A 22,269-nucleotide genomic window follows, 5' to 3' on the forward strand; every position below is an offset into this window, starting at 1 on the left:
GGAGGTTTTTCTGTCCACGAAACGCGGCGTGTCGCGATGTCACGCGTGGTGTTCGAAACCTTCCGCGATCAGACCGCTCCCGGCTCTGCCTTGATCCGGCTGTCGTGAGCGTCTAGTGGCTTGGTGATGACACTTCCCAGCCAAGCCTTCCGCGTTGCCGCGCTTTACCGCTTCGCCCGGCTCGACACCTTCGAGGCGCTGCGCGCGCCGCTCGCCGCCTTCTGCTGTGCGCGCGGCATCAAAGGCACGCTGCTGTTGGCGCGTGAGGGCATCAACGCCACGGTCGCCGGCAGTGAAACGGCAATCGCCGCGCTCATCGATCATCTCGAATCCATCGACGGTCTCGCCGGCCTCGAGATCAAATACAGCAGCGCCGCAACGATGCCGTTCCACCGCATGAAGGTGCGGTTGAAGCGCGAGATCGTCACCATGGGCGTGGACAATATCGATCCGGCGGCAGGTGCAGGCACCTATGTTGCGCCGGCCGACTGGAATGCACTGATCTCGGATACGGGTACCATCGTCATCGACACGCGCAATGCCTACGAGGTGTCGCTCGGCACCTTCAAGGGCGCTGTCGATCCCGCCACCAACAGCTTCCGCGAATTCCCGGCCTGGGTCGAGCAGCATCGGCGCGAGCTCGACGGGCGCAAGGTCGCCATGTTCTGCACCGGCGGCATTCGCTGCGAGAAAGCGACAGCCTATGTGAAGTCGCTCGGTTTGGAGGATGTGTTCCACCTCAAGGGCGGCATTCTGAAATATCTCGAGGATGTGCCCGCCGAACAGAGCCTCTGGCAAGGCGAATGCTTCGTCTTCGACGAGCGCGTTTCGGTATCGCACGGGCTGGTCGAAGGCGAGGCCGAACTCTGCCGCGCCTGCCGGCATCCGCTAGCCGCGGAAGACCGGCTGTCGCCGCAATATGCCACCGGCGTTTCATGCCCGCATTGCTTCGATGCCCGCTCGGACGAAGATCGCGCCCGCTACGCCGAGCGCCAGCACCAGGTCGAGCTGGCGCAAGCACGCGGCGACCGCCACATCGGAAGTTAGCTTCACGTTAAGCAACTTCACGTCAAGCAACAGAGAAACGATCGATGACCCACAGCCATGTCCCGTCGTTCTGCCGGCGCGCGACCTCGGTGGTGATGGTGCCGTCAGGAAGCCGGGTCGAGGTCAGCGCCAGGTCGCCATTGACGACAGCCGGGCGCTGATCTCCGGACTGAAATTTTCGGCCGGTTGCGGTGATCTCCGCGAACAGCCCCCGGATGGCTTCGCGGCCGAACGTCAGCTGTCCGCCACCGCTGTCGATGACGGCATGCTGCTCGAAAAGCGCGGCCATGCCGTCAATGTCTCCGACCCATTGCCGTGAAATCAACAGGCGCTCCAGTTCCTGGGGGTCGCGTGCCGGCTGGCGGTCTGTCTCATCGGTCATGCCAGGCTCCTCTCAAGCGACATGCCGCGACATTAGTCGAAGTCGGGGGCGGTTTCGACACGTCCGATGTCCAGAGCGTCGCGCGTTTTTTGACGCGGATGGAGGCTGCAGCATTATAATTTCCGCGTGAAATCCCAGCAGATGTCGGTGCGAAGTCATGCGTGGCAGCGGGCAAAAGGATGCGCCGCGTCATTGTAATGTCAAACTGCGGGACCTAGGTCTTCGACGTGCAAACCTGCCCGCGCACCTTCGGCCGGGCCAATTCTGGAGGCATTGATGTTCGATCCCAAGAAGCTCCTCGACGATCTGCTCGGCTCGCAAGTTCCCGGCACCGGATCGACTGTCCGCGACAAGGCGGGGCAGGCGGTGCAGATGGCCAAGGACAATCCGCTTGCCGCCGGCGCGCTGGCCGCGGTGCTGCTCGGAACCGGCCCAGGCCGCCAGGTCACCGGTGCGGCGGTGAAGCTTGGTGGGTTGGCTGCGATCGGCGGCCTCGCCTACAAGGCCTACCAGAACTACAAGAACGGCAACGCGCCGGCCGAGACGCAAGCTGCAGGCGAACCGGAATTGCTGCCGCCGCCGGCCGATACCGCCTTCCATCCGTCGCAAGCGCCGCAGGGCGAAGACGAATTCACGCTGACGCTGGTCAGGGCGATGATCTCGGCGGCGAAGGCCGACGGTCACGTCGATGACGAAGAGCGGCAGAAGATCGCCGGCAAGCTCAGCCTCGCCGGCGTCGGCGCCGAAGCGGAGAAATTCCTGATGTCGGAACTGGAGGCGCCGCTCGATCTGGATGTGCTGATCGCCGGGGCCAAGACCGATGCGCAAAAGCTGGAACTCTACACCGCCTCGCGTCTTGCCATCGATCCGGACACGCGGGCCGAACGCGGCTATCTCGACCTGCTTGCCGGCCGTCTCGGCTTGCCGGATGCGCTGGTCGACCATGTCGAGGCGACGGTGACGGCGGCGAAGGTGCCGGCAGCGGGCAGCACGGCCAAGCCGGTCGCAGGCTCGCGCTGGTAGCTCGAAGAGGAAGCCTCGGAGCTCGGCGCCGTTGGCGTTAGCTTCTCGTTAATCCGGTGAGCGCATGATTTCAGTCAGTCGGATCGGTTTTCCTCCTCCCATGCCCGGTTCGGATCAGGGGCGGTCGCCAACGGCCGCCCTTTTTGTGAGCACAGGCTTTGGGCCGGCTTGCCATGGTTCCCGTCATTTGCGATGCCTCATCCCTTTCAGGGAGTACAGCCATGACCGACTATAAAACCGCCATCGTCACCGGCGCCGGCACGGGCATCGGCAAAAGCGTCGCCACGGCGCTGCTCAAGGCCGGCTGGAATACGGTCTTCTGCGGTCGCCGCAAGCCGGTGCTGGAGGATGCGATCGCCGCGGCCGGGCCGACGCAGGCCAAGGCATTGGCCTTCGCCTGCGACATCAGCAAGGCCGATCAGGTCGACGATCTGTTCGAGACGGTGGCTGCGGCTTTCGGGCGCGTCGACCTGCTCTTCAACAATGCCGGCACGAGCTACAAATCGACATTGATCGACGACATCCCGGTCGACGTGTGGAACGACATCGTCGGGGTCAATCTCACCGGCTCGTTCCTGTGTGCTCGCGCCGCGTTCGGCGCCATGCGCAGGCAGCAGCCGATGGGCGGCCGCATCATCAACAACGGCTCGGTATCGGCCTATGCGCCACGGCCGGGCTCGGTGCCCTATACGGCGACCAAGCACGCCATCACCGGGCTGACCAGGACGCTGGCGCTGGACGGCAGGCCCTTCGACATTGCTTGCGGCCAGATCGACATCGGCAACGCGCTGACCGACATGGCGCAGGCGATGACGGTCGGCGTGCCGCAAGCCAACGGCACCATTGCCGCCGAAGCGGTGATGGATGTCGAGCGCGTCGCCGATGCCGTCCTCCATATGGCCAGCCTGCCGCTCGACGCGAACGTGCTGTTCATGACCGTGATGGCGACGAAGATGCCGTTTGTCGGGCGAGGGTAGGCAACCGGTCCAGGTTGTATACATGTCGTTGTCCCAAAACCGCTGCGCACTTTGGGCGACATGCACTAGACTAGGCCGTAAACTCATAAATGCGGAATGACCGGGATAGGTGGAAAGCGGGCTTGGGATTTGTGGAAAGCGGTCATGGCACATGTCATGCTTGAATTGCAGTCATAGAGAATGGTTCATGCATGAATTGGGAACAGGTAGCATCGGATTTCGCTTGGGACGGCTCCTGGCGAGACATCTACGTTCTGAACACGTCTGAGGCAGATTGGCAGGTCGTCTGGGACATCCTCCTCGAATGGACCCCGCCTGCTAGTTTCAGTGTCTCCGGCAAGATCGAGTCGATGCCATTGGGCGTCGAAGCGGCCCTGGAAAGCGAAACAGGCAGCTTACTGTCTTTTTACGTCGGGCCAATCCAGCTTGCATGTCACTTCTTCAGCGCTGTCGAAATTGAGTTCGACTTCGATCCAAGGCAAGTCAGCGGAAAAACCGAGGTTGAGAAGCTTGACCGCTTTATGCGATTGCTCGGTGACGCTACTGGGAAGCAGATAATTCTTACGCAGGAAAATGATCAAGAGGCTATCATCGCCCGCTACTCTCCCGATCTTGAGAGTGTGGTCTGGACGGCACTTTCATAGCCAAATGTCTGCCTCCGCAGCGGACTTGATCAAAGATTTGCCTGAAGGTGCGATGCTGCTCGCCGACAAGGGCTACGATGCCAACGCATTGCGCACTGCCATCACCGACCAGAACACTTGGGCCAATATCCCGCCCAAAGCCCATCGCAAGGCCCCGATCTGCTTCAGCCCTTCCTATACAAAGCCCGTAACCTGATCGAGCGCTTCTTCAACAAAGCCAAACAGTTCAGTCGCATCGCGACGCGCTACGACAAGCTGGCTGAGAACTTTCTTGCCGCCCTAAAACTCGTCGCAATCCGCATCTGGCCACGTAGCTATGAGTCTACGTCCTAGGGCCGGGTGACCGGAAGCGGCACGCCGGGTAAATATAGCGAAATCGGGCGGATTTCGTAGACGGCGGTCGGATTGACGCGGCGAAGGTCGCGCGCAATGTCGATGGCGGCGTCACGGTTGGCGCAGTCGACGACATAGAGCCCCAGCAATTGTTCCTTGGTCTCGGCGAAGGGGCCGTCGATAACCATTCCGGTGCCTGGCCCGCGCAAGGTGCAGGCGTCTTGTGTCGCGCCGAGCCGGGCCGCCGGCCCAAGGGTGCCTTGCCGGTAGAGCCGATCGTTGATCTGGAGAAGATCGGTCATCAGCGCCGCATCCTGCTCAGGCGTCAGTGCCGTAATCGCTTCTTCCTCGTGATAGGCAAGAATGGCATAGAACATCTGGCGTCTCCTTTCGTCGTCCTCACTTCGCCAGGAACGCCTCGATCCGCTCCAGCGCGCGCAGGATGTTCTCCTCGGAATTGGCGTAGGACAGCCTGACATAGCCTTCGCCGAGAATGCCGAAATCGGGGCCGCCGATCAGCGCCACGCCGGCATCCTCGAGCAGCGCCGAGGCGAGCTTCTTGGCCTTCCAGCCGGTCTTGGAAACATTGGGGAAGGCATAGAAGGCGCCTTTCGGCGTAATGCAGGAAACGCCGGGCAAGGCATTCAACCCCTCGACCACGACCTTCCTGCGGCGGTCGAAGGCGCGCATCATCTTGTCGACGTCGTCCTGCGGGCCGTCGATGGCGGCTATGCCGGCATACTGGCTCGGCGCGTTGACGCAGGACCAGCAATTGACCGCCAGCTTGCGCACCTTGTCGTAGAGATGCGCGCCCTTGTCGCCATTCGGCCAGATCGACCAGCCCATGCGCCAACCGGTCATCGCCCAGGTCTTCGACCAGCCGTTGAGCACGATCAGCCGGTCGCGGATTTCGGGGAAGGCGAGCAGCGAGCAGTGCGTCTCGCCGTCATAGGTCATCACGTCGTAGATCTCGTCGGAGAGGATGGCAACGTCCGGGTGCGCTTGCAGCCCCCTGACCAGCTTTTCGATCTCGGCGCGAGGCGTGACGCCGCCGGTCGGATTGGCGGGCGAGTTGAGGATCAGCAGCCTGGTCTTCGGGGTGATCAGCGCCAAGGTCTCCGCAGCCGAAAAGGCAAAGCCGTTCTCCTCGCGCATCGGCACCGGGATGGGGGCAGCACCGGTGAACTCGATCATCGAGCGGTAGATCGGAAAGCCGGGATCGGGATAGAGAATTTCGGCGCCCGGCTCGCCGAACATCAGGATGGCCGCGAACATGGTCGGCTTGCCGCCGGGCAGGATCATCACCGCTTCCGGCGAGACTTCGACGCCGGTGGTGGCCAGCGTGCGGCGTACCACCGCTTCGCGCGTCGCCAGCAGGCCGTTGGCCGGCGTATAGCCGTGATGGCCGTCGCGCAGCGCCTTGATCGCGGCCTCGACGATGTGCTGCGGCGTCTTGAAGTCGGGCTGGCCGATGCCGAGATTGACAATGTCGCGGCCCTGATGGGCAAGTGCCGTGGCACGCGCCAGCACTGCGAACGCATTTTCCTCGCCGAGGCGGTCGAAGGCCGAAATCGTGTGGAGCATTTTTCCCGTCCGTGTGGTTCTTTCAGCGAGCGTGCGTTTTTGTGAGCGTCCGCCCGCAAAAGTCAAACGGATTGGAGTTTTCGGTGTCGGAAAATCTCAAGAATTGGCAACCGCGCCCGCGGCCCGAACGCAAGGTGCTGGAGGGGCGAACTGTCAGGCTGGAGCCGCTTAACGCCGAAAAACACGGTGACGGTTTGTTCGAGGCCTCGTCGGTGGCCGATGCCGGCGATCGCTTCGCCTGGCTGCCAGACTACCCGCCGGAGAGCCGTGCCGCCTTCCAGCCGTGGCTGGACAAGGCAGAAGCCAGCGAGGACCCGCTGTTCTTCACGGTCATCGACAAGGCCAGCGGCAAGGTTGCCGGGCGCCAGACGCTGATGCGCATCGACGCCGCCTACGGCGTCATCGAGATCGGCAACATATATTGGGGTCCGCTGATCTCGCGAAAGCCGGCGGCGACGGAAGCGCAGTTCCTGTTCATGAAGTACGTCTTCGACGAGCTTGGCTACCGCCGCTACGAATGGAAATGCAACAACCGCAACGAGCCGTCGAAGCGCGCGGCGGAACGTTTCGGCTTCAAGTTCGAGGGCATTTTCCGTCAGCATCTTGTGGTCAAGGGCGAAAACCGCGATACCGCGTGGTATTCGATCATCGACAGGGAATGGCCAGATCTGCGCAGAGCCTATGAGGCGTGGCTCGATCCGGCTAATTTCGACAGCGATGGCCAGCAAAGGCGGCGGCTCGAGGATTTTCGCGCTGAGTTCGGCGCCTGACCATGATCCCGAAAAGTGGACGCCGGTTTTCGGATAAGATCATGGTCAAACAAGAAGACAGAGCCTCCATCCCGAGTCTGCCGGGATGGATCAGGCTCTAGCAGGGGCTATAGATGGCGCATACCCACGACCACGCTTCGCAGGGCCACGACCACAGTCACGGTGCCGGGCATGTGCACGGCTCGACCGACAAGAAGCGCGTGCTGATCGCGGCCTGCCTGACCGCCGGCTTCATGGTCGTCGAAACGCTTGGCGGTCTCTTGACGGGATCGCTGGCGCTGCTGGCGGATGCCGGCCACATGCTTGCCGATTGCATTGCGCTCGGCCTTGCCTGGTATGCCTTCCATCTCGCGGGCCGGCCGGCAACCGTGCGCCTCACCTATGGTTTCGGCCGGGTCAAGACACTGGTCGCCTATACCAACGGCATCGCCATCTTCGCCATTGCGCTGTGGATCGTCTACGAGGCCTGGGGGCGTTTGCTGACGCCTGAGCCCGTGCTCGGCGGGCCGATGCTGGTCGTTGCCATCGCCGGCCTTGCGATCAATATCGGCTCTTTCTTCGTGCTGCATGGCGGCGACCGCGGCAGCCTGAACATGCGCGGCGCCATCCTGCATGTGCTCGGCGACCTGCTCGGCTCGGCCGCGGCGATCGTGGCGGCGCTGGTGATCCTGGCGACGGGCTGGACGCCCATCGATCCGATCCTGTCGGTGCTTGTCGCGCTGCTGATCCTGTCCACGGCCTGGTCGCTGATGCGCGAAGCCGCCCACGTCCTGCTCGAAGGCGTGCCGGCAAGCCTCGACCGCGACCTGATCGCCAGGGACATCGAGGCGACAATCAAGGGCGTGCGCGAGGTGCATCACATGCATGTCTGGTCGATCGACGGTTCCAGCAACATGGCGACGTTGCATGCCTGCCTCAATGACGGCGTCGACGCGCATATGGCGGTCAGCGCGATCAAGAAGCGGCTTGCGGCGGAACATGGCATAGCCCATGCCACGGTCGAACCGGAATTCGGCCGATGTGCCGACAGCCATGAGCATGATGACGAGCACGATCACGCGCATGATGCGGCACCGCACCGCGGCCATTATCACTGACTTCGGGAGTTCTGGGCATTGGCAACGATCGACATGAACTCTCGCCACCCTGGCGCCGCGTGATGGACCGCGACACCCGCAATGCGGCAATCGGCGCCGCTTGGGTTTTGCTGCTGTTCGGCATCGCAGCCTATTATCTTCCAACAGTGATGCTGGCGGTCGGCAGGGTCTCGACGGTGCTTGCCGGTGTCGTCGCGGCGATCTTCATGGTGGCAATCTTCGTTGTGTTCTGGCTGCGTAGCCGCAGCCAGCGCAAAAAGGGAAAGTGACATGCGCATTCTGATTACCGGCGCGGCAGGCATGGTCGGCCGCAAACTCATCGCCAGGTTGGCCAAGGACGGGACGCTCGGCGGCCGCAAGATCGCCGCGCTCGATCTTCACGATATCGTGCCGCCGCAAGCGCCGGTGCTCGAAGGTGTCAGCATTACCCTCCACACCGGCGACCTTGCCGCACCGGGAGCGACCGCAAATCTGGTCGCGCCGCGCCCCGACGTGATCTTCCATCTCGCCGGCGTGGTGTCGGGTGAGGCGGAGGCCAATTTCGATCTCGGCTATCGCGTCAATCTCGACGGCACCAGGGCGCTGTTCGATGCCATCCGCTTGGCCGCCTATACGCCACGCGTCGTCTTCACCTCGTCGATCGCCGTGTTCGGCGCACCGTTTCCCGACATCATTCCGGACGAGTTCCACCCGACGCCGCTGACCTCCTACGGCACGCAGAAGCTGATCGGCGAGGCGCTGCTTGCCGACTATACGCGCCGCGGTTTCTTCGACGGCATCGGTATCAGGCTGCCGACCATCTGCGTCAGGCCGGGAAAGCCGAACAAGGCGGCCTCAGGGTTCTTCTCCGGTATCATCCGCGAGCCGCTGAGCGGCCATGAAGCGATCCTGCCGGTGCCGCGCTCGGTCATACACACACACGCCAGCCCGCGTTCGGCGGTGAATTTCCTGATCCATGCGGCTCAGATCGACGGTACCGCCGTCGGCCCACGCCGCAACCTGACGATGCCGGGCGTCGCCGTCAGCGTCGGCGAACAGATCGAAGCGCTGGAACGGGTCGCCGGCGCCAAGGCGGTGAAACTGATCCGCGAGGAGCCCGACGAGACGATCTGGGCGATCGTCAAGGGCTGGCCGACGCGCTTCGAGGCGCGGCGCTCGAGGGAGCTTGGCTTTGCCGCCGAAACGAGCTTCGACGAGATCATCCGCGTCCATATCGAAGACGAGTTGGGCGGCAATATCCCTAGTTAAAGCGCCCCGATCGGACGCAACGAGGTCAGGCGCCAGTCAGGCTGGCCGAAAGCAGCAGCAGGCCGAACAGGAAGACGAAGGCGGCGCCGCCGATCTCGACGAAGGAATGGATGCGGTTGCCCATGCGGCCGTCGCCGGCGAAATACACCGCCCAGTTCTTCGCGGTCACCGCAAGAGTCGCCAGAGCCGAGACGGTGATTGCGGTGCCGAGGGCCATGGCCAGCACCGACAGGATGCCGCCGAACCATAGCCCGTTCAGCAGGGCGAAGCTCAGCACGATCAGCGCGCCGGAACAGGGGCGGATGCCGACGGCAGCGACAGCCGACCAGGCCGTGCGCCAATCGAAGCGATCACCGGAAAGCAGCGCCGGGTCGGGCGCATGCGAGTGCCCGCAGGTCTCGCAGACCTCGCCCGCCGCATGGCTGTGGTGATCGTGCGCAGCATGGGCGTGGTCGTGGGCGCCGTGGTCATGCGCATGATCGTGGTGGTCATGCGCATCAAGCGCGTGGGAATGTGCCGCATGGGCATGCGCGGAATGTGAATGGCCGGCATGTGAATGGCCGGCATGGGCAGCCGAGAGGCTGTAGCCCGGATTTGCGCCGAACACGCGAAGGATGGCCGGGCCGGCCTTGCGCCACAGCAGCCAGGCGCCGAACAGAGTGACGAAGACATAGCTCATGATTTCGAGGAACCATGCGGCGTCTGTCATCGAGACAGCAGTGCCGCGCAGCAAGAAATAGGCGACCAGCATCACCACGATCGCGGTCAGCGCCTGCAGCAGGGCCGAGACGAAGGACAGCATGATGCCGCGCCGGAGCGCCACTTCATTGGCCACCATGTAGGAAGAGATCACCGCCTTGCCGTGACCGGGGCCGGCGGCGTGGAAAATGCCATAGGCAAAGGACAGGCCGATGAGCAGCCACAACTTGCTGCCGTCCTGGCGCATCGCCTTCATCGCGCCGGCAAGCGCATGATAGAATTCCTGCTGGCGCAGATTGATCCACATCAGGATGTGGGCGAACGGGCCGGTGGCGGTTGGAGCCATGCCGTCATTGGTGCCGATGCCGAGTGAACTCTGGGCGTGGGCGGAGCCGAGAAAGTGCGTCATCACAAAGGCGACGGCCAGAAGACCGAATGCCAAACGCAGGGACGGTTTGGTCACTGGATCTATCCTTCCGGCTGACAGGTCAGTTCAAGTTTGGTGGCAAAGATCTTGCTCATGTCGGTGCCTGTCGGATCATTGAAGAAGGCCTCGGTCAGGGTCTTCTGGTTCTGGGCGATCGCCTCGTCCGGGTTCGGGCGGACAACCTTGCTGGTGCAGGTCGGCGGCAACCCATCGACCTGCAGATTGGCATCCTCGGTGAAATCGATCGCGGTGTAGAAGGTCGGGTCGTAGACGCCGATATCTATCTTGCCGCTCAGTTTGATCGGTACCTTCGGTTCAGATTCAAACAGGATGATCAACTGGTCATTGTCGAAATTGGCCATCAAATGCGGCGGCGGGGTCATTGCCACGTCCTTGCCGTCGACGGTGACGAGCTGGAAATAGTTGAATTCGGCAAGCGAGGCATGGACGGTGTCGGCGACATCCTTCAGCTCCTTGTCGTCGAGTTTCAGGTCGGAATTCTTGTCGAACTCCATCATCACCGTGCTCGAAAATAAATCGTCGAAGCGCCAGACATGGCGCAATGCCTTCACAGTTTGGTGATCCGGGCCGAGGACCACTTCGAGGCGGGCTTCGGCGAAGACGTGGGGATGCACCTCAGCCGGTCCGACGGCGGCAAACGTCGCGGTCAAGGCCGAAGCCAGCATGATTGCTTGCCGTTTCAGGTGCATTCTCGGTCGCGATTCAATCGACTTCGGTGAATTGCCGACAGTTACCAGAAAGCGGGCGAAAATGGGACCGCAACGCGGCTGAAAGCTCATGCGTTGTCCAGCGTCTTGAACCACTGCACCAGGAAGTCGACGAAAACGCGAACTTTTGCAGGCAGATAGCGCCGGTGCGGATAGACGGCAAAAATGCCGCCGCCGGGCAGAATGCGGTCATCCAGCGCAGTCAGCAGCTTGCCGCTTTCGATGTCGGGCGCGGCGATGAAATCCGGCAGGACGGAAAATCCCAATCCAGCCACGGCAGCGGCCCTTGCCGCCATCGGGCTGTTGACCTCGATCGGGCCGGAAACCGAAACGCTCACCGTATCGCCGCTGTCGCCTTTGAACGGCCAGTTGGTGAGCCAGCGCCCATTGGTGTCGATGATGCAAGGCACGCGGGCAAGGTCTTGCGGCCTGACCGGCATGCCGTGCCTGGCGATCAGTTCAGGAGACGCGCAAAGCCGTACCGAAAATGGCGCCAGGCGTCTGGCGATCAGTGAGGAATTTTCCAGCCGCGAAATGCGCACTGCCAGATCGAAACCCTCTTCGACCAGATCGACGAAGCGGTCGTCGAGATGAATGTCGAGCACGATGTCGGGATGCTGCTTGGCGAAGTCGATCAGCGATTGGCCGATCGGCGCGTCGGCAAAGGTGCGCGGCGCCGACAGCTTGATCCTGCCGCGCACGTCGCCGGAGGATTCGCGCACCGCATCGGCAAGGCTGTCGACCTCGCGCACGATCTCCGAGGCGCGCCGGTAATAGGTGTGGCCGGCCTCGGTCAGGGAAAACTGCCTGGTGGTGCGGTTGAGCAGCAGCGCGCCGAGCTCGTCCTCCAGCTCGCGCACATATTTCGACAATAGCGCCTTCGAGCGGCCGATCTTGCGCGCCGCCGCCGAAAATCCTTCGGCCTCGACCACGTCGATGAAGGCGCGCATGCGGGTCAGCGTATCCATGTCATGCGCCTCCTTGGTGGGCCGAAAGGATGCGGGCGGCCAGCGCAATCAGCTGCCGGTCGCTGTTCTTCGGACCGAGCAGCGAAAGGCCGAACGGCGCCCCGCCGGTCTTGCCGAGCGGCAGCGTGATTTGCGGAAAGCCGGACAGGCCGGAAAGGCAGAGCAGTCTCAGCGCCCGCTCGCGATAGGTCTGCAAATCGTCGAATGACGCGGCCTTGAGCGGCGCGGCACCAGGAGCGGTCGGAAGCACAAGAACGCCGTCGTCGCCAAGCAGGCCGGCCAGTTCGAGGCGAAACGAAACGCGACGTTCCGTTTCACATTGCGCGGTTGCCGCGTCGATTGTCGCGCCGTGCTCGAAACGCTCCTTGACACCGGGTCCCAGCATGCGGTCGCCGCCGGCGATCCAGGCGCCGTGACTTTGCCAGGCTTCATAGCCTTGCAGCTTGCGGAAGCACCAATAGAGATCGTCGGTCGAATGCGACAGCGGGCCGACGCTGCGCGGTGCGCCCAGCACCGAAGCGACACTGCGGAGCATGGCGCGATATTCGTCGGCCTCGTGCGGGCCGAGCACGAGGCCGTCCAGCGCAGCGAGAGTGACGGGGCGTCTCAGTTCATGGGAATGCGGATCGTCGCCGAGCAGCACCGTGCCGACCTTTTCGTAGATGACGATGTCGCTTGCGAACCAACCGAATGTGTCCAGCGAAGGCGCCAGCGGCATGGCGCCGTCGAGCGGGATACGGCCATGCGTCGTCCTGAGGCCGATCAGGCCGCAGAAGCTTGCCGGCGCTCGGATCGAGCCGCCGGTGTCCGATCCGGTTGCAATGTCGGCCAGCCCGCCGGCGACTGCCGCGGCAGAACCGGAGGACGAGCCGCCGGTGACGCGGTCGGGTGCTGCCGGGTTGATGGGCGACGGGAAATGCGCGTTCAGCCCCAGCAGGGAAAATGCGAGCTCGTCGGTCTGCGTCTTGCCGACGAAGCGGGCGCCCGAATCAAGCAGCGCCTGGACGGCCGGCGCGGTCGCCATGGCCGGTGAAGCGTCCCGGTATTTCTGCGGATTGCCGCAGCCGGTGCGGTAGCCGGCGACGTCGAAGATGTCCTTTACGGCAAGCCGCAAGCCGGCAAGCGGGCCGGATTGCGCATTGGTAACAGGGACTTGATCAAGATCGAGAAAAGCGTTCAGCGGGCCGCGAGTGCCTGTCATGCGTTCGATATCCGGATGTGCTTGCCGCAGCATTGTTCTTCTGGTTGCCGCAGCATTGTTCGATGCCACAAATTTTACAACCTGCCATACGATTTTTATTGATTGTGAAATCTTTCGATCTTATATCGCGCTTGCCCAAAGTCGCACGTGCCTGTGGGTGTCCGCCGATCCTCGAATGGTGAGGGTAATCGGTAAGGTAACTGGAGCCAACCCCTCCAGTCGGTTTAGCGGCCAACCGCCAACCGAGGACACCTTGAAGCAACGACGGTGCGGGCCTTTCTGGTGTTCTGCCGGTCGTCCAAAGACCGGGGTTACTGAAGAGGCACACCTTCATTGCCGGCAGTGCGGACGGGTCTCCCATCCAAGCCAAGGCAGACAAAGCGAACCGAGGCCGGGCAAGGCCAAGGTTCACCGCCGCGAGACGGCGCTTCATGGTTCCGGGGTCTCCACCGGCTGGTTCCATGGATTTGACGTCCCGCCTTTGTCCACCGCGTGTTCGCGAGGTCGAGAGCCCGCGTCCGCAAGCCTTTGTGCGCGCCGCAAGGCGCTGATGGAGAGACCCGATGGCTACTCAGCGCATCCTTGACTTTCTCGCCACCCGACGTCCGAACGGCCCGTGCCTGGTCGTCGACCTCGATGTCGTGCGCGACAATTTCCGCGCCTTCGAGAAGGCGCTTCCCGATTCGAAAATCTACTATGCGGTGAAAGCAAATCCGGCGCCGGAAATCCTGCGCCTGCTTGCTGCGATGGGCTCGTCCTTCGACACCGCTTCCGTTGCCGAAGTCGAGATGGCGATGGACGCCGGTGCGCCGGCGGACCGCATCTCCTTCGGCAACACCATCAAGAAGGAGCGCGACATCCAGCGCGCCTACCAGCTCGGCATCAAGCTGTTTGCGGTGGACTGCGTCGAGGAGGTCGAGAAGATCGCTCGCGTCGCTCCCGGCGCCCGCGTGTTCTGCCGCGTCCTGACCGACGGCGAGGGCGCCGAATGGCCGCTGTCGCGCAAGTTCGGCTGTGTGCCGGCGATGGCGGTCGACGTGCTGCGCCATGCCAGGGCGCTCGGTCTCGATGCTTATGGCGTGTCGTTCCATGTCGGCTCGCAGCAGACCGACCTGACCGCCTGGGACCGCGCGCTGGCCGACGCCAAGAAGGTGTTCGCGACGCTGGCCGACGAAGGCATCGTGCTGAAGATGGTCAATATGGGCGGCGGCTTCCCGACCCGCTATCTCAGGGATGTGCCGGTGGCGCAGGCCTACGGCCAGGCGATCTTCTCGGCGCTCAGGAAGCATTTCGGCAACGCGATCCCCGAGACGATCATCGAGCCGGGCCGCGGCATGGTCGGCAATGCCGGCGTCATCAAGTCGGAAGTCGTGCTGATCTCGAAGAAAGCCGATAACGACAATGTGCGCTGGGTGTTCCTCGACATCGGCAAGTTCGGCGGTCTCGCCGAGACGATGGACGAGGCGATCCGCTACCCGATCGTCACCGCGCATGACGGCAGCGAGACCGCGCCTTGCGTGCTCGCCGGCCCGACCTGCGATTCGGCCGACGTGATGTACGAAAAGACGCCGTACCCGCTGCCCCTGTCGCTGACCATCGGCGACGAGGTGCTGATCGAGGGCACCGGCGCCTACACGACGACCTACGCCTCGGTCGCCTTCAACGGCTTCGAGCCTCTCCGATCCTACGTGATCTGAGGGCTCGCAAGAGTTGCTCAGATCATCCCCGGTGGGCGCCTGTCGCCCGCCCGGGCTCGCCTGTGGAACAATCCGCTTGTGCAGGATCGCGGAAATGAACATTGCAGATCTCATTGTTGAAGGCGTGGGAATCTCCCCCCTCGAGGGGGAGATGGCCGCGAAGCGGCCAGAGGGGGTCGGTTCGACTGGACTCGGCCTCCTGCCGCAGATGGAGGCCGGCGCTTCACGCGCGACAACCCCCTCTGTCGCCTTCGGCGACATCTCCCCCTCGAGGGCGGAGATTGCGGTCGTCGCCGAAACCGCCGCCGACGTCCCGGCGCGCGAGGCTTTGCTCGATCGCGCCATGGGGCCGAAGCGCCGGAAGAAGTCGTCGGAAAAGCTGCGGCGCGGCCGCCGGCCTTCGGAGGGCCTGGCCTTTGTCGCGCGCGACGCGTCGGGCACTGTTGCCGGCACGGTGCGGCTGTGGGACGTGGTGCTGGGCGAGGGCGGCAAGGCAGCGCTGCTGCTCGGCCCGCTTGCGGTCGACCCGGCGCTGAAAAATGCCGGCATCGGCTCGGCGCTGATGCGCCATGCGGTCACTGAGGCCGAGCGGCTTGGCCATGCGGCGATCCTGCTGGTCGGCGACGCGCCCTATTACGAGCGCTTCGGGTTTTCGGCCGCAAAGACCGGCTCGCTGGCCATGCCGGGGCCTTACGAGCGGCACCGCCTGCTGGCGCGGGAACTGGTCGTCGGCGCGCTCGACGGCGCGCAAGGCACGCTGAAGCCGGCCGGGCGCAAGCTGAAGGCACAGAGGCTGCCCCTCGCTGCCTAGAGGGGGCGTGATGCTCAGAGGACCGAGCCGGAGTGGGAGGGCGGTTTCGCCTCCATTGCCCGTTCCGGACGCCGGCGCTGCCCCTCACCTGCCTGCCGGCATCCTCTCCCCGCATAGTGACGGGGAGAGGGGCGCTCTCATCGACGATTTCGCCACTCGCCAGCATTGCAAGAAGGGCGCCGACGTTGCGGCCAGCCCCTTCTCCCCGTCACTATACGGGGAGAAGTGCCCGGCAGGGCGATGAGGGGCGGCGCCGAGGTCGACCATTGGCGCTTTGCTTGGCCGATCAGCCGATCAGCTGGTTGAGCGCCATGGCGACGCTCATGTCGCCTTCGACCTTTATCTTGCCGGACATGAAGGCCATGGTCGGGTTGAGGTCGCCTGATATCAGCGAGTCCAGATCGTCGAGCGACAGCTTTATGGTGCAATCGGCCGGCGCATCGGTGGTCGAGACATCGGCGCCGTCGATGACGATGACGCCGTCGCTGCCGGTGTCGAATTTCACGGAGCGATCGAACCCGGCACTCGCCACGCGCGACCTGATGTTGTCGGCAATCTCCTGAACGCTCATGGCGGTTCTCCTCGTCTGCTTGCGTTTGTCGCGCGCCGGCGCTTCGATCTGGCCGAAGCCGCTTGCCTGGTTTTACAGCCACGGCCGCCGGCGCATATAGCTTCGGGTTGACGTTTACGTCAACGCAGTTCCCCGAGGTGAAGATGGGCTTTATCGCCGCAGCATCACGCGGGCATGGTTGCCGGTGCTGTTCTTCGCCAAATTCAGGGATGCTGTGCTGGTGCCGAGCATGAACGTGCAATCGGCGGCCGAGACCTTCCAGCGCGCCGGCGCCGAGGAATTGGCGGTGGTCGAGGATTTCACCGACCGCGAGGTGGTCGGTCTGCTGACCGAAGGCCACCTGATGCGGCGCTATGCCGAAGAACTCGACAAGGCGCGGCGCGATCTGTCGGGCGAGGGGTAGCCGCGTCCTGTCCCGATAGCGATGCGACACACATGCTGCGTAAGGAGGGCACGTCAACGGCCCGCTAATCGCCGGCTCCGAAATCCGATTGCGCGGACTGTCTTCTTCCTTGTGGAAGAGTGTCTTGAAGAAAAGAGCGTCGGGAACCGCCTTGATTACTTTTGCGATCACGGCGGTCGCGAGCACGGCAAACGCTAGGCGACCGAGAAGCACGCTCGTGACATCGGCGCCAAGTGTGACAACGACCAACGTATCCTCAATGAGGCTATGGGCAAAACCCATGAACACGCAGGCAAGGAATATCTGACGCGGCTCCGCGCTAGGCGTGCGCGCCTCGCGGATCAGCAGTCCTGCGCCATAGGAAATCCCGAGAAACAGGCCAACAGCGGCGAAAGGTACCGTCTGCTTTTCGATGCCGGCGAGCCGAAAGAGCGGTGCAAGCCCTCTGTTCATCCACTCCAAAATGCCCGACATCTTGAGAAGCTCGATCACCCAGCTCAGCGCAAGCAGAACAACGAGCATGATGCCCAGGGTTTTGAGCGTACCCAGGAGAAAGCCGCCCCAGTCGGTGCTTTCATTTGTCGGCATCCACGCCGGCTTCACCGGTCCTGACAGCCATCCGGTCACGGCGAATATCTGATGCAGAAGGACAGCAAAGACCAAACCCCCGCCAATACGAAGCGCCGCGGTGACCAGGAAGCTCGGCCCGGCCCTCTTAATGATCCGTTGCTCGATCGGAATAGCATGTGCAAACAGCAAGAGAGCCGAAAGAACCGTCATGTCGGCAGTGCTGAGCGCCGAAACCGGAACCAAGGTGAATACGATCACAAGCGCGCCCCAGATCCCGACCAGCAATCCCGTCAGCCAGGCAAAGGCGAGTTCAGGTGGCAACCCCACCTGCAACATGAGCGGGGAGAAGAACGGAGAAATCGCCTGGATGACGCCAAGGTCCTGCAGCAGCCGCGTGGCAATCGCAACCGGAACGATCACGCGAACCAGTTCCCAATAGATTTCAAGCGTCTCCAATGTCTTGCGATAGAAGGCGGCGCAAATTGCCATCATGCTGCTCCATCATCCCTGGAGCCATCTGAGTAGCGTGAGACGCTTCGCATTTGTGGTCAAAGTTTGCGATTCCGTGCAATAAAATTGCAACGCACCGACGCTGAGCGCGACCGACATGGACAAGATCGACAGAAGGCTTCTCAACCTGCTCCAGGATGATGCCTCACGAACTAACGCCAAACTGGCGGGGTTAATCGGGCTTTCCCCTTCGAGCTGCCTGCGCCGCATACGACGACTGAAGAAAAGCGGTGTCATCAGCCGCGTCGTCGCGCTTCTCGCACCGGCAAAGGCTGGCCGGGGCTTGAAGGCGATCGTCACCGTCGAACTGGAGCGTCATGGTGAGCAGTATATGCGGGACTTTCTCGAGTTGGCCGCCCAGGAACCGGCCGTCACTCAGGCCCACAGTGTAAGCGGCGAAACCGACGCCGTCCTCATGCTCCGCCTGACGGATATGGAAGAGTTCGATGCGCTGTGCGAGCGACTGTTCCGAGACCGAAGCAACGTCGCGCGGTACCACACGATGTTCGTGATCCGAACGGCCAAAGAAGTGACCGCAATTCCACTGTAGATGTTAGGTTGCGATAGACTTGCTAGGCCGCGAATTCATAAACGAGCATTGGCCGCACGGAGCGCGGCTTGAGCTCGAGCCCAAATCATCCCCCGGCAAGGCGCGGCAGCAGGAAAATCTCCGCCCCTTCCGGCAGTTCCTTCGACCAGGTGTCGCGGTAGATCGTCCCGTCGATGGCGACGGCGATGCCGCGATCGATGTAGGGCTCGAGGCCGGGATACTGCTCAGCCAGTTTCCTGAACAGCTCCCGAATATCCTTCGCCTCGATTTCGACCTTGCTCTTGCCTCCGGCGATCGCGCCGAGCGACCCCCAGAGCGTTACTTCGACCATCAGCCTCCCCGTTCCGCCTCGATCGCCGCCAGGATGCGCGGCGGCGACATCGGGATATGGGTCATGCGCACGCCCGCGGCGTTCGACACCGCATTGGCGATCGCCGCCAGCGGCGGCACGATCGAGGTCTCGCCGACGCCGCGCACCCCGTAGGGATGGTTGGGATTGGGGATCTCGAGGATCTGCGTGTCGATCATCGGCAGGTCCGAGCAGACCGGGATCCGGTAATCGAGGAAGCCAGGGTTCTGCAGCCGCCCGTCCTTGCCGTAGATATACTCCTCGTTGAGCGCCCAGCCGATGCCTTGTGCGGCACCGCCCTGGTATTGCCCCTCGACATAGGTCGGATGCACCGCCTTGCCGGCGTCCTGAACGACGGTATAGCGCAGCACCCTGGTGGAGCCGGTCTCGGGATCGACCTCGATATCGCAGATATGGGTGGCGAAGGAGACGCCGGCGCCGTCGGCGACGAGCTCGCTATGGCCTGCAATCGGTCCCCCCGTCTTCCCTGACGCGGCTGCGATCTCCTTCAGCGACAATGCTGCAAGGTTGCCGTATTTCTCGCCCTTGGCAATCGCGTGACCTTTTTCCCAGACCACGTCGTCGACGGGTATGTCCCACATCTGCGCGGCGCGTTCTCGCAGGATCTTGATGGCGTTGCGGGCGGCCGAGATCGTCGCCATGGAGGAGGAGAAGGTGCCGCGGCTGCCGTCCGTCATGTCGTTGTAGCCGAGGCTGGAGGTATCGGCGACCACCGCCTTGACCTGCTCATAGGGAATGCCGAGCTCCTCCGCCGCGACCAGCGAAAGCGACGCGCGGGAACCACCCACATCGACCGTGCCGACGGCAAGCGAGACCGAGCCGTCCATGCCGATGTTGAGGTCGGTGCAGGTCTGGCCACCGAAATTGAACCAGAAGCCGCAGGCCATTCCGCGGCCCTGGTTCTTGCCGAGCGGCGCCTTCATGTGCGGATGATTCTTCACCGCCTCCAGCGTCGGCCCGATGCCGATCGGGCCATATACCGGTCCATAGGACGATCTGGTGCCTTCCTGCGCCGCGTTTCTGATCCGGAACTCGACCGGGTCCATGCCGATCTCCTTGGCCAGCTCGTCGACCGCACTTTCCACCGCAAACGCCGCCATCGGAGCCGACGGCGCGCGATAGGCCGCGGTCTTGGGCCGGTTGACCAGCACTTCGTAGCCGACCGTCCTGACGTTCTCGAGCTTGTAGCAGGCAAAGGCCGTCATGGCGCCGATCTCGGCCCACGTGCCGGCATAGGGGCCGCAGCTATAGCGCAGCGTCGCCTCGGCCGCCGTGATGGTGCCGTCCTTGCGGGCGCCGATCCGAACGTCGATCGAGGTGGCGCTGGTCGGGCCGGAGGCGCGGAACACCTCGTCGCGCGTCATGACCAGCTTGACCGGCCGCCCGGCCTTGCGTGACAGCGCCAGTGCCACCGGCTCGGCCCAGACATGGGTCTTGCCGCCGAAACCGCCGCCGATCTCCGAGGAGGTGACGCGCAGCTTCGAGGCTTCCATGCCAAGCAGTTGGGCGCAGTGTTGGCGGTAGACAAAATGGCCTTGCGTACAGACCCACAGGTCGGCGGTGCCGTCGGAGCTGACATTGGCCACGCAGGCATGCGGCTCGATATAACCCTGGTGCGTCTGCTCGGTCTTGAAGGAGCGCTCGACGACGAAGTCGGCCTGGCCGAAACCTACGTGGATGTCGCCATGGCCGTACTGGGTGCGCTTGGTGACATTGGAAGGCTTGCGGGGCTTTTGCTCGAGGCCCTCGGTGAAGATGGCGTCGTTGACCAGAGGTGCGGAGTGCTTCATCGCCTCGTCGACGTCGGTGACATGCGGCAACACCTCATAGTCGACCTCGATCAGCTTCAGTGCCTGCCTCGCCGTGCGGGCATCGACCGCAGCCACCGCGGCCACGGCATGGCCGTCATAGAGCGCTTTCTTGCGCGCCATGCAGTTGTCGAGGATGTCGTACATGGCGGCATCGCCGTCGGTGAGGTCGGGCAGGTCGGCCGCGGTGATCACGGCCTTGACGCCGGCGAGCTTCTCCGCCTTCGACGTGTCGATCTTCCTGATCGTAGCATGCGCATGGGGGCTTCTGAGAACGCGCCCGACCAGTTGCCCGGCCATGTTGAAGTCGGCGCCATAACGTGCGCGGCCCGTCACCTTGTCGACGCCGTCGGGACGGATGGGACGCGTGCCGACAGAGGTGAAATTGCGTCCGGAGTAACGCGGATCGAAATTCATCGTCATGCTCCCTTCATCACGCAGGCCGCGTCCTGAACGGCACGCACGATCTTGTCATAGCCGGTGCAGCGGCAGAGGTTCCCGGCGAGGCCGAAGCGGATCTCCTCCTCGGTCGGATCGGGGTTCTTGGCCAAAAGGTCCTTCGCCGCTATCAAAAAGCCCGGCGTGCAGACGCCGCATTGAAGTGCGGCGTGCTCCAGGAATTTCTGCTGCAGCGGATGCAGCCTGTCGCCATGCGCCATGCCCTCGATGGTTTCGACGTGCCGGCCCTCGGCTTCCGCGCCGAGCACCAGGCACGAGCACACCAGCCGATCGTCGAGGATGATGCTGCAGGCCCCGCAGTCGCCGGTGCCGCAGCCTTCCTTGGCGCCCGTCAGCCCCAGGCGATCGCGCAGGACATCAAGCAGCGTCTCGTCCGGCTGGCAAAGGAACTCGACATTGTCGCCGTTGATTGTCGTTGATACTGCCACACCAGCCATCATTTGCCTCCTGCGCGTGCATAGGCGGTCGTGGCGGCCCGCTTGGCCAGCACACCCGCGACTTTCCGTCTGAATTCGATGGTGCCGCGCTTGTCGTCGATCGGGCGGCAGGCACCCGAGCAGACCTTGGCGAGCCTCTCCAGCGTGGCTTCGTCCAGCTTGGAGCCGATGAGAACCTCGGCGGCCTCCTCGACCAGAATTACCGTCGGCGCCACGGCGCCCAACGCCAGACGGGCGGATTTGACGCGACCCTGCTCATCGAGCGTCAAGTTCACGCCGGCGCTTACCACCGCTATGTCCATCTCCGTGCGCGGAATGAAACGCAGATAGGCATCGCCCGAACGCGGCAGACGGCTGTCGAGCAGGATTGCCTCGATGATCTCGCCCTTGGCCAGCGACGTCTTGCCCGGCCCAGTCGGCACCGCTTGCACGGCAATCGTGCGCCTGGTTCCCGGGCCGACGATCACAGCCTTGGCGCCAGCGGCCACCAGCGCCGGCACGCTGTCGGCGGCCGGCGAGGCGTTGCACAGATTGCCGACGATGGTGCAGCGTCCCTGCACCTGCTTCGAGCCGATCAGCTTGGCCGCTTCGACGACGCCGGGCCATGCCTTCTGCAGGGCCGTGTTCTCGCCCAGCACGGCGCAGGGGACCGCCGCGCCGATGCTGAAGCCCTCGGCTGTTTCCCTGATCTCGCCAAGCCCGTCGATCGCCTTGATGTCGACGATCAGGTCGGGTTCGATAAAGCCGCCTTTCATTCGCACCAAGAGGTCGCTGCCTCCGGCGAGGATGGCGGCCGTGCCGGCTGAACCGGCCAACAGGCCGGCGGCGTCTTCAATTGAAAGCGGACGTATGTAACGCATCGTCTCCCCTTAGTGGTCATAGTCACACCAACTGATATAACCGTCTCTCCACAATGGCCATCCTGTTCGTGCATTCGCGGATTGGGCCAGGCGCC

Annotated in this window: 24 protein-coding genes and 3 pseudogenes; 14 read left to right on the top strand and 13 right to left on the bottom strand. The window is 63.4% G+C overall.

Annotation, left to right across the window (positions count from 1 at the left end):
• Nucleotides 1–126 precede the first annotated feature (126 nt).
• Nucleotides 127–1,047, top strand: a complete 921-nt coding sequence (trhO, locus tag NKI41_RS08840) for an oxygen-dependent tRNA uridine(34) hydroxylase TrhO (protein WP_502901198.1) — start codon at nt 127–129, stop codon at nt 1,045–1,047.
• Nucleotides 1,048–1,069: 22 nt separating this feature from the next.
• Here trhO and NKI41_RS08845 read toward each other — a convergent pair whose 3' ends face one another.
• Complete coding sequence (locus NKI41_RS08845) at nt 1,070–1,429, bottom strand: YybH family protein (protein ID WP_352539344.1); 360 nt, start codon at nt 1,427–1,429, stop codon at nt 1,070–1,072.
• Nucleotides 1,430–1,705: 276 nt separating this feature from the next.
• Between NKI41_RS08845 and NKI41_RS08850 the strand changes: the two genes are divergently transcribed.
• The 4 genes and pseudogenes from NKI41_RS08850 to NKI41_RS08865 form a co-directional block, all read left to right on the top strand.
• Entirely contained in the window at nt 1,706–2,452 is a 747-nt protein-coding gene (locus tag NKI41_RS08850; RefSeq protein WP_352488764.1) for a tellurite resistance TerB family protein, read from the top strand.
• Between the two features lie 221 nt (nt 2,453–2,673).
• Nucleotides 2,674–3,429, top strand: a complete 756-nt coding sequence (locus NKI41_RS08855; protein WP_352469547.1) for an SDR family oxidoreductase — start codon at nt 2,674–2,676, stop codon at nt 3,427–3,429.
• Between the two features lie 191 nt (nt 3,430–3,620).
• On the top strand, nt 3,621–4,073 hold the full coding sequence (locus tag NKI41_RS08860; protein ID WP_352682537.1) for a hypothetical protein: 453 nt from the start codon (nt 3,621–3,623) through the stop codon (nt 4,071–4,073).
• Between the two features lie 25 nt (nt 4,074–4,098).
• Nucleotides 4,099–4,406 (top strand): annotated as a pseudogene (locus NKI41_RS08865) (transposase); the annotation flags it as partial.
• On the opposite strand, the gene NKI41_RS08870 reads toward NKI41_RS08865, so the two are convergent.
• Entirely contained in the window at nt 4,403–4,783 is a 381-nt protein-coding gene (locus tag NKI41_RS08870; protein ID WP_254816974.1) for a YciI family protein, read from the bottom strand. The pseudogene NKI41_RS08865 and the gene NKI41_RS08870 overlap by 4 nt on opposite strands.
• 22 nt (nt 4,784–4,805) lie before the next feature.
• The gene (locus NKI41_RS08875) at nt 4,806–5,990 is read right to left on the bottom strand and encodes a pyridoxal phosphate-dependent aminotransferase (protein ID WP_352488769.1); all 1,185 of its coding nucleotides are present in this window, start codon (nt 5,988–5,990) and stop codon (nt 4,806–4,808) included.
• A gap of 83 nt (nt 5,991–6,073) precedes the next feature.
• On the opposite strand from NKI41_RS08875, the gene NKI41_RS08880 reads away from it, so the two are divergent.
• From NKI41_RS08880 to denD, 4 genes are all read left to right on the top strand, one after another.
• Nucleotides 6,074–6,760, top strand: a complete 687-nt coding sequence (locus NKI41_RS08880; protein ID WP_352469551.1) for a GNAT family N-acetyltransferase — start codon at nt 6,074–6,076, stop codon at nt 6,758–6,760.
• A gap of 113 nt (nt 6,761–6,873) precedes the next feature.
• Entirely contained in the window at nt 6,874–7,857 is a 984-nt protein-coding gene (locus NKI41_RS08885) for a cation diffusion facilitator family transporter (RefSeq protein ID WP_352682539.1), read from the top strand.
• Nucleotides 7,858–7,919: 62 nt separating this feature from the next.
• Complete coding sequence (locus tag NKI41_RS08890) at nt 7,920–8,126, top strand: hypothetical protein (RefSeq protein ID WP_352539338.1); 207 nt, start codon at nt 7,920–7,922, stop codon at nt 8,124–8,126.
• Nucleotide 8,127: 1 nt separating this feature from the next.
• Nucleotides 8,128–9,105 carry a D-erythronate dehydrogenase gene (denD, locus tag NKI41_RS08895; protein WP_352682541.1) on the top strand — a complete coding sequence of 326 codons (978 nt, stop codon included), beginning with the start codon at nt 8,128–8,130 and terminating at the stop codon, nt 9,103–9,105.
• Between the two features lie 25 nt (nt 9,106–9,130).
• On the opposite strand, the gene NKI41_RS08900 is transcribed toward denD, so the two are convergent.
• The 4 genes from NKI41_RS08900 to NKI41_RS08915 form a co-directional block, all read right to left on the bottom strand.
• Nucleotides 9,131–10,276 carry a nickel/cobalt transporter gene (locus tag NKI41_RS08900; protein ID WP_352682650.1) on the bottom strand — a complete coding sequence of 382 codons (1,146 nt, stop codon included), beginning with the start codon at nt 10,274–10,276 and terminating at the stop codon, nt 9,131–9,133.
• Nucleotides 10,273–10,941, bottom strand: a complete 669-nt coding sequence (locus tag NKI41_RS08905; RefSeq protein WP_352469555.1) for a DUF1007 family protein — start codon at nt 10,939–10,941, stop codon at nt 10,273–10,275. Before NKI41_RS08905 ends, NKI41_RS08900 begins: the two co-directional genes overlap by 4 nt.
• Nucleotides 10,942–11,027: 86 nt before the next feature.
• On the bottom strand, nt 11,028–11,927 hold the full coding sequence (locus tag NKI41_RS08910) for a LysR family transcriptional regulator (protein ID WP_352469556.1): 900 nt from the start codon (nt 11,925–11,927) through the stop codon (nt 11,028–11,030).
• Nucleotide 11,928: 1 nt separating this feature from the next.
• A complete protein-coding gene (locus tag NKI41_RS08915; protein ID WP_352682544.1) occupies nt 11,929–13,128 on the bottom strand; it encodes an amidase in 1,200 nt (399 codons plus the stop codon).
• A gap of 563 nt (nt 13,129–13,691) precedes the next feature.
• On the opposite strand from NKI41_RS08915, the gene odc2 reads away from it, so the two are divergent.
• Together odc2 and NKI41_RS08925 are read left to right on the top strand one after the other, a co-directional pair.
• Complete coding sequence (gene odc2 / locus NKI41_RS08920; protein ID WP_352612858.1) at nt 13,692–14,825, top strand: ornithine/lysine decarboxylase; 1,134 nt, start codon at nt 13,692–13,694, stop codon at nt 14,823–14,825.
• A gap of 208 nt (nt 14,826–15,033) precedes the next feature.
• On the top strand, nt 15,034–15,636 hold the full coding sequence (locus NKI41_RS08925) for a GNAT family N-acetyltransferase (protein ID WP_352682652.1): 603 nt from the start codon (nt 15,034–15,036) through the stop codon (nt 15,634–15,636).
• Nucleotides 15,637–15,922: 286 nt separating this feature from the next.
• On the opposite strand, the gene NKI41_RS08930 is transcribed toward NKI41_RS08925, so the two are convergent.
• Nucleotides 15,923–16,207, bottom strand: a complete 285-nt coding sequence (locus tag NKI41_RS08930) for an SCP2 sterol-binding domain-containing protein (protein ID WP_352612856.1) — start codon at nt 16,205–16,207, stop codon at nt 15,923–15,925.
• 202 nt (nt 16,208–16,409) lie between these two features.
• On the opposite strand from NKI41_RS08930, the pseudogene NKI41_RS08935 reads away from it, so the two are divergent.
• Nucleotides 16,410–16,610, top strand: a pseudogene (locus NKI41_RS08935) (chloride channel protein); the annotation flags it as partial.
• Between the two features lie 249 nt (nt 16,611–16,859).
• Here the strand turns inward: NKI41_RS08935 and NKI41_RS08940 are convergent.
• Nucleotides 16,860–17,198, bottom strand: a pseudogene (locus NKI41_RS08940) (nucleoside recognition domain-containing protein); the annotation flags it as partial.
• A gap of 51 nt (nt 17,199–17,249) precedes the next feature.
• Between NKI41_RS08940 and NKI41_RS08945 the strand changes: the two are divergent.
• Both NKI41_RS08945 and NKI41_RS08950 read left to right on the top strand, forming a co-directional pair.
• The gene (locus NKI41_RS08945; RefSeq protein ID WP_352682546.1) at nt 17,250–17,705 is read left to right on the top strand and encodes a hypothetical protein; all 456 of its coding nucleotides are present in this window, start codon (nt 17,250–17,252) and stop codon (nt 17,703–17,705) included.
• An 82-nt stretch (nt 17,706–17,787) separates the two neighbouring features.
• A complete protein-coding gene (locus tag NKI41_RS08950; RefSeq protein WP_352682548.1) occupies nt 17,788–18,240 on the top strand; it encodes an Lrp/AsnC family transcriptional regulator in 453 nt (150 codons plus the stop codon).
• An 85-nt stretch (nt 18,241–18,325) separates the two neighbouring features.
• On the opposite strand, the gene NKI41_RS08955 is transcribed toward NKI41_RS08950, so the two are convergent.
• Genes NKI41_RS08955 through NKI41_RS08970 form a run of 4 tightly spaced genes read right to left on the bottom strand, consistent with a single transcriptional unit; the run spans nt 18,326 to nt 22,174 of the window.
• The gene (locus NKI41_RS08955; RefSeq protein WP_023675441.1) at nt 18,326–18,571 is read right to left on the bottom strand and encodes a MoaD/ThiS family protein; all 246 of its coding nucleotides are present in this window, start codon (nt 18,569–18,571) and stop codon (nt 18,326–18,328) included.
• A complete protein-coding gene (locus NKI41_RS08960; protein ID WP_352682654.1) occupies nt 18,571–20,835 on the bottom strand; it encodes a xanthine dehydrogenase family protein molybdopterin-binding subunit in 2,265 nt (754 codons plus the stop codon). The genes NKI41_RS08955 and NKI41_RS08960 overlap by 1 nt, the downstream gene beginning before the upstream one ends.
• A gap of 2 nt (nt 20,836–20,837) precedes the next feature.
• Entirely contained in the window at nt 20,838–21,314 is a 477-nt protein-coding gene (locus tag NKI41_RS08965; protein WP_352682550.1) for a (2Fe-2S)-binding protein, read from the bottom strand.
• Entirely contained in the window at nt 21,314–22,174 is an 861-nt protein-coding gene (locus NKI41_RS08970) for an FAD binding domain-containing protein (protein WP_352682552.1), read from the bottom strand. Before NKI41_RS08970 ends, NKI41_RS08965 begins: the two co-directional genes overlap by 1 nt.
• Nucleotides 22,175–22,269 lie beyond the last annotated feature (95 nt).

It is taken from the genome of Mesorhizobium sp. M0601 (assembly GCF_040320845.1).
Taxonomy (GTDB): Bacteria; Pseudomonadota; Alphaproteobacteria; order Rhizobiales; family Rhizobiaceae; genus Mesorhizobium.

What these genes read in the sequence shown, in the direction of transcription:
- trhO (WP_502901198.1), top strand. Translation starts at nt 127, where the DNA reads ATGACACTTCCCAGCCAAGCCTTCCGCGTTGCCGCGCTTTACCGCTTC.
- NKI41_RS08845 (WP_352539344.1), bottom strand. Translation starts at nt 1,429, where the DNA reads ATGACCGATGAGACAGACCGCCAGCCGGCACGCGACCCCCAGGAACTG.
- NKI41_RS08850 (WP_352488764.1), top strand. Translation starts at nt 1,706, where the DNA reads ATGTTCGATCCCAAGAAGCTCCTCGACGATCTGCTCGGCTCGCAAGTT.
- NKI41_RS08855 (WP_352469547.1), top strand. Translation starts at nt 2,674, where the DNA reads ATGACCGACTATAAAACCGCCATCGTCACCGGCGCCGGCACGGGCATC.
- NKI41_RS08860 (WP_352682537.1), top strand. Translation starts at nt 3,621, where the DNA reads ATGAATTGGGAACAGGTAGCATCGGATTTCGCTTGGGACGGCTCCTGG.
- NKI41_RS08870 (WP_254816974.1), bottom strand. Translation starts at nt 4,783, where the DNA reads ATGTTCTATGCCATTCTTGCCTATCACGAGGAAGAAGCGATTACGGCA.
- NKI41_RS08875 (WP_352488769.1), bottom strand. Translation starts at nt 5,990, where the DNA reads ATGCTCCACACGATTTCGGCCTTCGACCGCCTCGGCGAGGAAAATGCG.
- NKI41_RS08885 (WP_352682539.1), top strand. Translation starts at nt 6,874, where the DNA reads ATGGCGCATACCCACGACCACGCTTCGCAGGGCCACGACCACAGTCAC.
- NKI41_RS08890 (WP_352539338.1), top strand. Translation starts at nt 7,920, where the DNA reads ATGGACCGCGACACCCGCAATGCGGCAATCGGCGCCGCTTGGGTTTTG.
- denD (WP_352682541.1), top strand. Translation starts at nt 8,128, where the DNA reads ATGCGCATTCTGATTACCGGCGCGGCAGGCATGGTCGGCCGCAAACTC.
- NKI41_RS08905 (WP_352469555.1), bottom strand. Translation starts at nt 10,941, where the DNA reads ATGCACCTGAAACGGCAAGCAATCATGCTGGCTTCGGCCTTGACCGCG.
- NKI41_RS08910 (WP_352469556.1), bottom strand. Translation starts at nt 11,927, where the DNA reads ATGGATACGCTGACCCGCATGCGCGCCTTCATCGACGTGGTCGAGGCC.
- NKI41_RS08915 (WP_352682544.1), bottom strand. Translation starts at nt 13,128, where the DNA reads ATGACAGGCACTCGCGGCCCGCTGAACGCTTTTCTCGATCTTGATCAA.
- odc2 (WP_352612858.1), top strand. Translation starts at nt 13,692, where the DNA reads ATGGCTACTCAGCGCATCCTTGACTTTCTCGCCACCCGACGTCCGAAC.
- NKI41_RS08925 (WP_352682652.1), top strand. Translation starts at nt 15,034, where the DNA reads ATGGAGGCCGGCGCTTCACGCGCGACAACCCCCTCTGTCGCCTTCGGC.
- NKI41_RS08930 (WP_352612856.1), bottom strand. Translation starts at nt 16,207, where the DNA reads ATGAGCGTTCAGGAGATTGCCGACAACATCAGGTCGCGCGTGGCGAGT.
- NKI41_RS08945 (WP_352682546.1), top strand. Translation starts at nt 17,250, where the DNA reads ATGCAGAAGGACAGCAAAGACCAAACCCCCGCCAATACGAAGCGCCGC.
- NKI41_RS08950 (WP_352682548.1), top strand. Translation starts at nt 17,788, where the DNA reads ATGGACAAGATCGACAGAAGGCTTCTCAACCTGCTCCAGGATGATGCC.
- NKI41_RS08955 (WP_023675441.1), bottom strand. Translation starts at nt 18,571, where the DNA reads ATGGTCGAAGTAACGCTCTGGGGGTCGCTCGGCGCGATCGCCGGAGGC.
- NKI41_RS08960 (WP_352682654.1), bottom strand. Translation starts at nt 20,835, where the DNA reads ATGAATTTCGATCCGCGTTACTCCGGACGCAATTTCACCTCTGTCGGC.
- NKI41_RS08965 (WP_352682550.1), bottom strand. Translation starts at nt 21,314, where the DNA reads ATGGCTGGTGTGGCAGTATCAACGACAATCAACGGCGACAATGTCGAG.
- NKI41_RS08970 (WP_352682552.1), bottom strand. Translation starts at nt 22,174, where the DNA reads ATGCGTTACATACGTCCGCTTTCAATTGAAGACGCCGCCGGCCTGTTG.